This is a genomic window from Pseudomonas sp. RT4P38 (genome assembly GCF_054897765.1).
Map to the genome: position 1 here is coordinate 3,143,521 of NZ_CM142703.1, position 11,960 is coordinate 3,155,480.

At 60.5% G+C, this 11,960-nt stretch carries 11 protein-coding genes; 5 read left to right on the plus strand and 6 right to left on the minus strand.

The genetic code is table 11. The annotated features are described in order from the left end of the window. Window positions 1-115: 115 nt before the first annotated feature. A complete protein-coding gene (gene bkdR / locus ACYZT7_RS14670) occupies window positions 116-604 on the plus strand; it encodes a Bkd operon transcriptional regulator BkdR (RefSeq protein ID WP_008005367.1) in 489 nt (162 codons plus the stop codon). Window positions 605-741: 137 nt separating this feature from the next. On the opposite strand, the gene ACYZT7_RS14675 is transcribed toward bkdR, so the two are convergent. After that, entirely contained in the window at window positions 742-1,605 is an 864-nt protein-coding gene (locus tag ACYZT7_RS14675) for an MBL fold metallo-hydrolase (RefSeq protein WP_462041580.1), read from the minus strand. A 162-nt stretch (window positions 1,606-1,767) separates the two neighbouring features. Between ACYZT7_RS14675 and ACYZT7_RS14680 the strand changes: the two genes are divergently transcribed. The 4 genes from ACYZT7_RS14680 (at window position 1,768) to nahK (ending at window position 7,849) form a co-directional block, all read left to right on the plus strand. After that, a complete protein-coding gene (locus tag ACYZT7_RS14680; protein ID WP_462041581.1) occupies window positions 1,768-2,574 on the plus strand; it encodes a sulfite exporter TauE/SafE family protein in 807 nt (268 codons plus the stop codon). 208 nt (window positions 2,575-2,782) lie between these two features. Next, window positions 2,783-3,967, plus strand: coding sequence for a porin (locus tag ACYZT7_RS14685; RefSeq protein ID WP_462041582.1), 1,185 nt, complete (start codon window positions 2,783-2,785; stop codon window positions 3,965-3,967). A 155-nt stretch (window positions 3,968-4,122) separates the two neighbouring features. Then, window positions 4,123-5,286 carry a nitric oxide-sensing protein NosP gene (nosP, locus tag ACYZT7_RS14690; protein WP_462041583.1) on the plus strand — a complete coding sequence of 388 codons (1,164 nt, stop codon included), beginning with the start codon at window positions 4,123-4,125 and terminating at the stop codon, window positions 5,284-5,286. After that, entirely contained in the window at window positions 5,255-7,849 is a 2,595-nt protein-coding gene (nahK, locus tag ACYZT7_RS14695; protein ID WP_462041795.1) for a hybrid sensor histidine kinase/response regulator NahK/ErcS', read from the plus strand. The genes nosP and nahK overlap by 32 nt, the downstream gene beginning before the upstream one ends. Window positions 7,850-7,962: 113 nt before the next feature. Here nahK and ACYZT7_RS14700 read toward each other — a convergent pair whose 3' ends face one another. From ACYZT7_RS14700 to ACYZT7_RS14720, 5 genes are all read right to left on the minus strand, one after another. Further along, on the minus strand, window positions 7,963-8,625 hold the full coding sequence (locus tag ACYZT7_RS14700; protein ID WP_008149733.1) for a response regulator transcription factor: 663 nt from the start codon (window positions 8,623-8,625) through the stop codon (window positions 7,963-7,965). 56 nt (window positions 8,626-8,681) lie between these two features. Continuing rightward, window positions 8,682-9,239: a PQQ-dependent catabolism-associated CXXCW motif protein gene (locus tag ACYZT7_RS14705; protein WP_462041584.1), complete on the minus strand. Its 558-nt coding sequence runs from the start codon at window positions 9,237-9,239 to the stop codon at window positions 8,682-8,684. Between the two features lie 225 nt (window positions 9,240-9,464). Then, on the minus strand, window positions 9,465-10,256 hold the full coding sequence (locus ACYZT7_RS14710) for an ABC transporter permease (RefSeq protein WP_462041585.1): 792 nt from the start codon (window positions 10,254-10,256) through the stop codon (window positions 9,465-9,467). After that, entirely contained in the window at window positions 10,253-10,984 is a 732-nt protein-coding gene (locus ACYZT7_RS14715; protein WP_462041586.1) for an ABC transporter ATP-binding protein, read from the minus strand. Before ACYZT7_RS14715 ends, ACYZT7_RS14710 begins: the two co-directional genes overlap by 4 nt. Then, window positions 10,981-11,940, minus strand: coding sequence for a YVTN family beta-propeller repeat protein (locus tag ACYZT7_RS14720; protein WP_462041587.1), 960 nt, complete (start codon window positions 11,938-11,940; stop codon window positions 10,981-10,983). Before ACYZT7_RS14720 ends, ACYZT7_RS14715 begins: the two co-directional genes overlap by 4 nt. Between the last annotated feature and the right edge of the window lie 20 nt (window positions 11,941-11,960).

Here is an 11,960-nt window from a genome sequence, read left to right on the forward strand (position 1 = left end):
TCCTACAACAATCATAGTCCCGGCCAAGAAGAATATTTCTCTCTGTTTCGTTGCGCTTCGGATCATTTGAGGATAAAAAATCTGCATAAACATAAAAAACAGGTGGTTTTGTCTCATGCGCAAACTGGACCGTACCGATATCGGCATTTTGAACAGCCTTCAGGAGAACGCGCGCATCACCAACGCCGACCTTGCACGCTCGGTCAATCTGTCGCCGACGCCGTGCTTCAACCGGGTCAAGGCGATGGAAGAATTGGGGTTGATTCGCGAGCAAGTGACGCTGTTGGATGCCGACCTGTTGGGGCTGCACGTGAATGTGTTCATTCATGTGAGCCTGGAGAAACAGGTGGAGGAAGCGCTGCAGCATTTTGAAGAGGCGATCTCGGATCGCCCGGAAGTGATGGAGTGCTATTTGATGGCCGGCGACCCGGACTATTTGATCCGGGTGCTGGTGCCGACCATTCAGTCGCTTGAGCGCTTCATGATGGATTTTTTGACCAAGGTGCCCGGGGTTGCGAACATCCGCTCGAGCTTTGCGCTCAAGCAGGTGCGCTATAAGACCGCGTTGCCGTTGCCGGCGAATGGGTTAACCCTCAACAACTAAGCGAAACCCCTGTGGGAGCGAGCTTGGTCCGGGCGGCGTTCCGACGATGACGGTGTGTCAGGCAACATCTATGTCGACTGGCCCGGCCCATCGTCGGAACGCCGCCCGGACCAAGCTCGCTCCCACAGGTTTTGCGTTTACAGCTTGTTAATGGGGATTTTCAGGTAGGTCACGCCATTGTCTTCCGCCGGCGGCAAATTCCCCGCCCGCACATTCACCTGAATCGCGGGCAGCAACAGCGTCGGCATGCCCAACCCCGCATCGCGCTGGGTGCGCATGGCGACGAACGCGGCTTCGTCGATACCGTCATGAATGTGAATGTTGCTTTTACGCTGCTCGCCCACCGTGCTCATGCACTGAGGTTCGCGACCCTCGGGCGGGTAATCGTGGCAGACATAGAGTTGCACGCTGGCAGGGAAGGCCAGCAGTTTGCGAATCGAGGCGAACATCTGGTTGGCGTTGCCGCCGGGAAAATCACAACGAGCAGTGCCCACGTCCGGCATGAACAATGTATCGCCCACCAGGATCACATCGCTGTCGATCAGATAGGCCATGTCCGCTGGCGTGTGCCCGGGAACATGCAGGGCCGTGGCCTTGAGGTTGCCAATCATGAACGATTCATCCGGCGCGAACAGATGGTCGAATTGCGAACCGTCACTGCGAAATTCCGGCTCAAGGTTGAACAGGGTCTTGAACACGCCCTGAACCTTGCTGATCGACTGACCAATAGCAATCTTCCCCCCCAGTTCCCGACGCAGATACGGTGCGGCGGACAGGTGATCGGCATGGGCGTGGGTTTCGAGCAGCCATTGCACGTGCAGCTGATGTTGGCGAACGAAGGCGATGATCTTGTCGGCCTGGACGTTGGCGGTTCGCCCAGCGGCCGGGTCGTAATCGCGCACCGGGTCGACGATCGCGCAGTGCCCGCCATCGGCTTCGTAGATCACGTAACTGTAGGTCGACGAGGCAGGGTCTAAAAAAGCTTCAATCAAGGCGGGCATGGTGGCCGTTTCTTACTGGATAAGCCATGAGGGTAGTTTCATTTTCCCTGCGCTGACCAGCCCCCAGTCAATTCAAAGAAGGAAAAAAGCTGTGCGGGCTCTATCCTGTCTGTCATCGATACCGGGCGTTCCCGGCTTTATTCCGCGGATCACGAGCGTTTTATGTTGTTGGCAAGTTTTTTTGGGGTGGTGATGGGGCTGGTCTTGGGGTTGACGGGCGCTGGCGGCGGCATTCTTGCGGTGCCGGCCCTGGTGCTGGGGTTGGGTTTGACCATGACCCAGGCCGCGCCGGTCGCACTGTTTGCGGTGGGCAGTGCAGCGGCTGTCGGGGCCATCGATGGTTTGCGCCATGGTCTGGTGCGCTATCGCGCGGCGATGCTGATCGCTTTGCTGGGGGCGGTTTTTTCGCCGGTCGGCATCTACTTCGCCCATCAGTTGCCGGAAAAAATCCTGATGATCCTCTTCAGCCTGCTGATGGTCATGGTGGCCTGGCGGATGTTGCGTCGTGAGCGCCAGGACGAAGGTCCAAGCGACCACGGGCACGCCAACTGGGGCCAGAAGAACTGCATGCTCGATCAGCAGACCGGGCGCTTTTCCTGGACCGCCAAATGCACCGCGACCCTCGCGGCACTGGGCGCGGTGACCGGGGTTGTCTCCGGACTGCTCGGGGTGGGCGGCGGCTTTTTGATCGTCCCGGCCTTCAAGCAGCTGACCGATGTGCAGATGCGTGGAATCGTCGCTACCTCCTTGATGGTGATCAGCCTTATTTCCGCTATCAGCGTGATCGGCGCGTTTCAGGCCGGGGTGCGAATCGACGGTGTGGGCGTGGCATTTATCGTCGCGAGCATCGTTGGCATGATCATTGGCCGCAGGCTTTGCGCGCGAGTACCGGCCCGGGGGTTGCAGATCGGCTTCGCCAGCACCTGTGTCGTAGTCGCCGCTTACATGCTGTTTAGAGCGGGTGGCTAGCGAGTACCGGTTCCTGTGGACGCCAGTCCGGTCCACAGGCGTACACCCTAAGTTCCGGGCCTGCCGACGCGCGGTCTTACACCGAACTTGCCGCGCATCACCTGCCACTCCAAAGCACTTCAAAACCGCCTCCAAGGCAGCGTATGACGCCGCCGGTCAGCTTTCGATAATCGCCTCCGACATCCAGTCCCCCGCTGCGGAGCGCGTCATGCACAACAATAAGAACATCCAGCATCGTTTCTTGCCTGCCTTCATCGCCAGCCTGTCGACCCTCGGTTTGAGCTCAATGGCCGAAGCCGAGATCATGCTGTACGACAAGGACCAGACCACGTTTTCCACCGACGGCTACATCAACGCCTTCTATGTGAACAGCGATGTGGATCGTGCCGGCGACCAATTCGACCGTAAACAGGCGCGGGTCAAAATGGGTTTTTTGCCCAACTACCTGGGTTTCAACATGAGCAAGCAGGTCGATGACCTCAAGCTCGGCGCCCGGTCTTCCTTCTGGGTGACTATCAATGACAGCGAAACCAACGGTACCGACACCGCCATCGACGTGCGGCAGTTCTACGGTACGGTGGCCAACCCGGAGTGGGGCGAAGTGCTGATCGGCAAGGACTTCGGCCTGTTCGCCCGTTCCAACATCCTGCTGGATGAAATGCTCGCCGGTTACGGCCAAGTCAGCGATTCCCTGGGGCTGGTGGACGGTGGCGGGGTGTCGTTCGGCAACATCGGCACGGGTTATCCGTACCCGTTCCCTACGTCGCAGATTACCTATCGCACGCCGGTGATGGAGGGCTTGCGGGTGGCAGTGGGGATCATGGACCCGGTGGACACCAACGACAGCAGTCCATTGGGCAAGGCCTATCAGGAGAACCCGCGCACCGAGAGCGAGATCACCTATCAGTTCGACGTTGCCGGGGCGAAGATTTACAGCTGGGTCAACGGCAGCTACCAGACTTCCGATAATACCGATGCCACTGTCCAGTCCGTCACCTCCAAAGGCGTCGGCTACGGTGTGCAAGCGAAGATGGGTGGGCTGTCTCTTACCGGCTCCGGCTTCCAGGCCAAGGGCATCAATCCGTTCTTCACCAACAACGCCGGCGAACCAACCTTGCGCAACGTCGACAGTGACGGTTATCTGCTGCAGGGTTCCTACAAACTCGGCAAGAACCGACTGGCCTTGTCTTACGGCAAGACCAACGACGACGGCAATGGCGTGGTCGGCAGCGGCGCGGACTACGAGACGCGTGGCATTGCGCTGTTCCATGACGTCAACGACAACCTCAAGCTGGTGGCCGAGTACAACCAGTTCGCAATCAACGGCCACGACACCAGCGACCAGAACGAAGACACCGACACCTTTGCGGTGGGGGCGGTGCTGACCTGGTAACCCTTTGGTGGTGGCTCCGGCTGCGCGCATCGCGGCGAGGGTCGCCACCGCTCTCATCCCATCGAAGCGGCTACCCGCTACCCAAGTAGCATACGTAGCAGCTCGCAGGCTTCGTACACTCGTGCCTCATACATGCGCACCTGCGGGAGGCGACGATGCAGCAGGTCCAGAACGAAGGTGTTGTCAGTGCAATGTCCCAGGCCACCGATGCCCAGGAGGTTGCCCAGGCGTTGGCGCGGCAGTTGTTGCACCCGCATCTGGGATTTGTGCTGTTCTTCTGTTCCGCCGAGTACGACTTGCAGGCGCTGGGCCAGGCCTTGCAACAAAGCTTCGGTGGCATTCGCCTGGTGGGTTGCACCAGCGCCGGGGAAATCACGCCGTTGGGCTACGGTCGCAACTGCGTGACCGCGGTGGGCTTTGACCATCGGCATTTTTCTATCGACGCCGAACTGATCTCCGAGATGGAGCGCTTCAGCCTGATCGACGCCCAGCAAATGGTCGAGCGACTGGTCAGCGGCTGTCGCAGCAACACCCAGGCACCGATCAAGGGCAACAGCTTTGCGCTGACCCTCCTCGATGGTTTGTCCAGCCGTGAAGAAATGGTCCTTGCCGCCCTGAGCGCGGCGTTGGGCGACATTCCGCATTTCGGCGGTTCGGCCGGCGACGACAATTACCTGACCCACACCCACGTCTATTTTAATGGCGAGTTCCACAGCGGCGCGGCGGTGGTGGTGCTGGTCAACACCTGGCTGGATTTCGAGGTGTTCACCACTCACCACATCTTGCCGAGGGCGGAAAAACTGGTGGTCACCGGCGCCGACAGCGCCTCGCGCCGGGTGTTTGAACTCAATGCCGAGCCGGCCGCCGAGGAGTACGCCCGGCACATCGGTGTGCCGGTGGCGGAGCTCGATCACCGGATCTTCGCCGCGCACCCTTTGGCCGTGCGGATCAACGATCAGTATTACGTGCGGGCGATTCAGCAGGTTCATCCGGACTTGAGCCTGAGTTTCTACTGCGCGGTGGAAAACGGCATCGTCCTCACGGTCATGACGCCCGGCCCGATGCTGCCTAACCTGCAAACCCTGTTCGAAGGGTTGCAGGAGCGCCTCGGCGATCTGCTGCTGACCATCGGCTGCGACTGCTTTCTCAGGCGTCTGGAACTGGAAGACGGTGGGAGTCTGGAGCAGATAGGGGCTTTTTTGCGTGACCAACGGGTGATGGGTTTCAACACCTACGGAGAACAGTTCAATGGCATGCACATCAACCAGACCTTCACCGGGGTTGCCATTGCCCGAGGCCGGTCCCCTGGACACCGTTGAGCTTCAGGCGCAGATCGCCAGCCTGCAGCGCGACAACCACAAACTGCAACGCATCAATGGCGCGCTGATCGAGCGGATCGAGTCCGGCATCACTCGCGGCAATGACCCGTACGCGGCGTTCCAGCATTCGGTGGTGCTGGCCGAGCAGGTACGTGAGCGCACCGACGCCTTGAACCAGGCCATGGCTGAACTCAAGTCGGGCAATCACTTACTCAGCGAGGCACGCCTGCGGGCGGAAACCGCGCATCAGCATTTGATCGATGCGATCGAGAGCATTTCCGATGCGTTCGTGCTGTTCGATGCGGACCAGCGGATCGTGCTGTTCAACAGCCGTTTCAAGGCGTTCTGGGGCAACAGCCGGGTGCGGATCAACGCCGGCATGCGTCTGGCCGAGGTCAAGCGGCTGATGTCCGCCACCGGGCTGTTCACCGAAGAACCGCGCGGGCATGCCGACGAAAATCTGCTTTATCGCTTGCAGGACGGTCGCTGGTTGCAAGTCAGCGAACGACCGACCCAAGAGGGCGGACGGGTGATCCTGTTCACCGACATTACCGACGTCAAACTCAGCGAAACCGTGCGCCGCGAGCAGGCGGTGGCGCAGAAATCGCATCTGTTGCAACGGGCGGTCGACAATCTTTCCCAAGGGGTGGCCATGGTCAACGCCGAGGGCATTCTGGAACTGTGGAACCGACGTTTCCTCGAGCTGAGCGGCCTGGCGCCGGTGGCGGCCCATCGTCCGTTCGCCGAGGTGATCGCCGACAGCGAGTTGCACTTGCTGACGCCGGCCAGTCGCGATCTAAACGGGCGGCACGTGCAGGAATGCGAGCAGCGCCTCTACGATGGCCGGGTGCTGGAAATCCGCACCCATCCGTTGCCCACCGGCGGTTTCGTCAACACCTTCACCGACATCACCGAGCGCTACCAACACGCCGAAGCGCTGAGCGAAAGTGAGCGCTGGATTCGCCTGATCACCGACCACGTGCCGGCGCTGATTGCCTATCTGAATGCCGATCTGGTCTACGAGTTCACCAACAAGGTGTATGAAGAATGGTACTGCTGGCCTCGGGGCGTGATGCTCGGGCAGAGCCTGCGCGAAGTCCACAGCGAACAGCATTACCAGCGCCTGGAAGCTTACGTGGCCCGGGCCCTGGCCGGTGAGAGCGTGACGTTCGAGTTCGCCGAAACCAACATCAACAACCAGGAGCGCTACATGCTGCGCTCCTATGTGCCCAATCGCCTGGCCACCGGGGAAGTGGTGGGGATTTTCGTATTGATCCGCGACATCACCGAGCGCCGCCGCACCGCCGAGGCGCTGCACCAGGCCTATCAGAATCTTGAGTTGCGGGTGCGCGAGCGGACGGCGGAACTGACGACGCTCAACGACCAATTGCTGCGCGAGATCGACGAGCGTCGGCGAGCGGAGTCTCGCCTGCGTGAAGCCAAACTCGAGGCCGAGCAGGCCAACCTGTCGAAGACCAAGTTTCTCGCCGCCGTCAGTCACGACTTACTGCAACCGCTGAACGCCGCGCGGCTGTTTACCAGCGCTTTGCTGGAACGACGCGAACCGGTGGCCAATGCGATTTTGGTGCGTAACGTCAGCAACTCCCTGGAAGACGTGGAAAACTTGCTGGGCACCCTGGTGGATATCTCCAAACTGGATGCCGGGGTGATCAAGGCCGACATTGCGCCGTTTGCCCTGAGCGAATTGCTGGAAAACCTCGCGGCCGAGTACACCCAGGTGGCCCGCAGTGAAGGCCTGGAGCTGCATTTCATCCCGTGTTCCGCTCTGGTGCGCAGCGACATTCAGTTGCTGGCGCGGATCCTGCGAAATCTGTTGAGCAACGCCATTCGCTACACCTACAGCGGTCGTGTGGTGTTCGGTTGCCGGCGTCATCACCAGCGCCTGTCGATCGAGGTCTGGGACAGCGGCATGGGCATCGCCGAAAACCGTCTGGAAGAGATTTTTCAGGAGTTCAAGCGCGGTGACGTGCAGCGTCCGGATCAGGATCGCGGGTTAGGTCTGGGCCTGGCGATCGTGGAAAAGATTGCCGGGATTCTCGGTCACCGCATTCACGTGCGTTCGTGGCCGGGCAAGGGCTCAATGTTTTCCGTCGAAGTACCTTTGAGTGCTACGGCACCCAAGGCGCTGCCGAGTCTGCTGATGAGTGAGCCGATGCTTGAACGTCTGCGTGGGGCGCGGGTGTGGGTGCTGGATAACGACGCGGCCATTTGCGCCGGCATGCGCACGTTGCTCGAAGGGTGGGGGTGTCTGGTGGTCACGGCGCTGTCCGAGGAGGACCTGGCGCGGCAAGTGGACAACTATCACGAAGAAGCCGACTTGCTGATCGCCGACTACCACCTGAATGACGATCAGAACGGCGTCGATGCCGTGGCCCGAATCAACGCCCGTCGCGGCTCGGCGATTCCGGCGATGATGATTACTGCCAACTACAGCAATGAACTCAAGCAGCAGATCCGCGAACTGGGCCACACCCTGATGCACAAACCGGTGCGGCCGATGAAACTCAAGACGGCGATGAGTCATCTGCTCGGCAGGCCTTGAGGCTTCTGGTGTGTTCACCGGCCCTATCGCGAGCAAGCTCGCTCCCACATTTGACCGAGTTCACTCAGATCCAATGTGGGAGCGAGCTTGCTCGCGATGAAGGCGACTCGGTCTCAACGCCGTAAATACGATCCGAAATCAATATCGCCGGCACTGAGGATCGCCTGCACCCGGTTGTGCACATTGAGTTTGCGCAGGATTGCCGAGACATGCGCCTTAACCGTGGTTTCGGCGATTTCCAGGGTGTAGGCGATCTGTTTGTTCGACTCGCCCTTGGTCATGCGTTCGAGCACCAGCAACTGCTTGCGGGTCAAGGCCTGGAGCAATTCAGGTGGGAAGCTCGGGGCATCGTTCATGCGCCTTGTACCGCATTTTTGCGTGCGGATGATGTCCGGCGGCAAGTAGACATTGCCGTTGAGGATCTGCTGGATGGCCTCGGTCATCTGCACCCGTGGCGAGGATTTGGTGATGAAACCCACCGCGCCGTAAGTGATGGCTTGCAGCACGACTTGTTTGTCCTGTTCGGCCGAGACGATCACCACCGGAATGGTCGGCGCCTCGTTGCGCAGGTTGATCAGGCCATTGAGGCCGTGCATGCCGGGCATGTTCAGGTCGAGCAGGATCAGGTCCAGGTCGTCGTGTTCCTGCGTCAGCACCAGAGCGCTGTCCAGGTCGGCGGTTTCCATCACCTCGCTGCCCGGAAAACCATCGCTGATGACGTTATGAATGGCTTCGCGAAACAGCGGGTGATCGTCGGCAATCAGAATTTTGTACATAGCCTTTCACCTCATTATTTTGATTAGGGTGTGGCAACAGCGCGCACGCGTAAAGATCAGGGAAAGGGCTCGGGCTGGGCCGGCGTCACGGGCAGGTTGGCTGCCTGCCAGGCGTCCAGGCCGTCGCGATACCAGTACAGCGTCTTATACCCCATGGCGGCGGCGCGTTTCACGGCGTTCCAGCTCAGCCAGCAATCGGAGCGGCAATAGAAGACCAGCGGTTGCGCGAGATCGCCATCGGTCAATGTGATCAGCTTACGCGCAAAATAGTCCTGCCAGTCGGGCGTCAGGTCTCCGTCGCCGGTATTGGCCAGCCAATGGCTGCCGGGCAGGTTTTCGTGGGGCTGGTCCTCGATGAAACGCCCTTGCAACCACTGACGGCGGTAGACGTCGATCAGCACCGGACGGGGCGTCTGGGTCAGCAGGGTTTGCAGGGCCGCGGTATCAATGATGCCGGCGTCCTGGACTTGATTCGGGGTCGGGCTGCGGTAAAGACCGATGCGATAGCCGGCGGCTGAGAACAGCGGTGTTTCGGCCTGCGCGACGCCCAGCAACAGGCTCAGCGATAGCGCAGCGAGGGAAGGGCGCAGCAGACGACGTCGGGCACGCGGCATGGGGTTCAATCCTTATAGTTATGAACCCATTACATGCCAGTCTCGGTGCGTTGGGAATGCGACGATAGACAGGTAAAGCAGTACTAAAGTAGTAATTTCACCCTGATCAACACAAATCCCCTGTGGGAGCGAGCTTGCTCGCGATGAGGGCATCACATCCAATATTGATGCCGACTGATACACCGCTATCGCGAGCAAGCTCGCTCCCACAGGGGGGGTGTGTTGTTAGTTGGTTTTGCGCAGGGCGGCGTGTTGCGGGTTGAAGGTGAACACGGCGAGCAGCGCGAATATCAGCGTCAGCCCCACACACACCGCCAATGCCAACGGATTGAAGCGTTCATACAAGGCAAACCGCACCAGTTCCACCGCATGGGTGAACGGGTTCAACGCGCACAACCCGTACAACCACTCGCTGGATTCGCGCATCTTCCACAGCGGATACAGCGCCGACGACAGGAAAAACAGCGGGAAGATCACGAAATTCATCACCCCGGCAAAGTTCTCCAGCTGACGGATCGCGTTGGACAGCAACAAACCCAACGCGCTGAGCATCAACGCCACCAGCAACAATGCCGGCAGCGCAATCAACAAGCCCATGGCCGGTGGTTGCACGCCATACACCCAGGCAATCGCCAGAAAGGCATAGACCTGCAACAGCGAGATCAGCGAGGTGGACAACAGTTTGCTGCACAGCAGGAAAGTCCGGGGCAGGGGGCTGGTCAGCAGCACGCGCATGCTGCCCATTTCCCGGTCGTAGACCATCGACAGCGAACCTTGCATGCCGTTGAACAGCAGGATCATGCAAGCCAGCCCGGGAATGATGTAGACCTCGTAGGGAATGTAGGTGTCGTAGGGCTCGATGATCGCGATCCCGAGAGCGGCGCGAAAACCGGCGGCGAACACCAGCAACCAAAGCAACGGCCGGACTAAAGCGCTGAGAAACCGCGTGCGCTGCAACACAAAACGCAGCCATTCACGCAGCACGATGCCGCTGAAACATTGCCAGTAGGCATTCATTGGGCGACTCCTGATGTCGTCAGGCGGGTGAAGGCTGACCCGAGGTCGCCGCCATGCTCCTGGCTCAAGGCATCCGCCTGCCCGCTGGCCACCAGCCGGCCTTGATGGAGAATCAGCAAATCGTCGCTGGGCTGCACCTCATCCAGCAAATGGGTGGTCCAGAGCACGCTGATGTTCTGCTCGCGGCACAGGCTGCGGATGTGTTGATTGAGTGCCAGCCGGCTGGCCGGGTCGAGGCCGGCGCTGGCCTCGTCGAGCAGCAGCAGGCGCGGCTCATGCAACAGGGCACGGGCGATTTCCACCCGACGACGGTGGCCGCCATTGAGTTCGCGGACCCGCTCGCGACGGCGTTCAGTCAGGGACTGACGGGCCAGTTCGGCGTCGACCCGAAGGCCGGTCTGGCGCCGGGACAGGCCATGCAGTGCGGCGTGATAACGCAGGTTCTGTTCGACGCTGAGGTCCAGGTCCAACGTGCTTTGCTGAAAAACCACACCCAGTTGCTTGAGCGCCGGACGCGCCGCGTTGCGCAACGAACAGCCGCCGACGCGGATGTCGCCACGCTGCAAGTCGTATAGCCGAGTGAGTAGGGCAATCAGCGTCGATTTCCCCGCGCCGTTCGGCCCGAGCAGCGCCGCGAAACGCCCGGGTGCGAGGCTGAAACTCACCTGACGCAACGCCTCGCGCGCGCCATAGGCGAAGCTCAGGTCGCTAACTTCCAGTGCGTTCATGGGGTCACCACCACGCCCCACGGATAGCGCCCGACCTTGATCGATTGGGTGACCTTGAGGCTGTCGACATCAATCACCGACACGTCGCCGCTGACACCGTTGGTGGCCAGCAATTGCCGTTGATCCGGGGTGAACGACATCTGCCAGACCCGTCGCCCGACCAACAGATAATCAAGAATCTCGAAGGTCTTGGCGTCGATCACCGCCACATGATTGGCCGGGCCGAGCGCGACGAAACCGTACTTGCCGTCGGCGCTGAGTTTGATGCCCACCGGTTGAACCTTATCCGGGTGCACGCCCTTGATCTGGAAGGTCAGGGTCTTGAGGACCTGGCGGGTGGCGACGTCGAGAATCGTCACCGTGCCGCCGATTTCCGCCGAGGCCCAGAGCTTCGAGCCATCCGGTGTGAACTCGACGAAGCGCGGCCGCTGATCCACCAGCGTGTTGTCGGCCAGGGTCTGGGTGCTGGTGTCGATCCAGTGCAGCATATTGGTGGTTTCGCTGGTGTTCACCGCCCACTTGCCATCGGGGCTGACGGCCATGCCTTCGGGTTCGACACCGACGTTGATCTGGCTCAGCACCTTGGAGGTTTCGGTGTCGATCACCGTCACCAGCGCATCGTCTTCGTTGGAAACGTACAGCCAGCGATTGTTGGGGTGCAGGGCGAACTGCTCAGGGTCTTTGCCCGAGGGCAGCTCCTTGATGATTTTGCGCGTGGCGACGTCCATCACCTGGACCCGGTCCGAGTCACTGGCGCAGATGTACAGCAGCTTGTTGTCGTGGGACAGCAGCAGGCCGCGTGGGCGCTGGCCGACGGGCAGGGTGTCGGTGACTTGCAGGGTCTGCAGGTCGATCAGGCTCAGGCTGTTGTCCTTTTCGTTGGAGACCCAGGCGGTGCTGGCCGCGGCGTGCCCGGCGGCAAGCAGCAGGGCGCAAGAGAGCAGGGTGCGGCGCATGGCGGATTCCTTTTATTGTC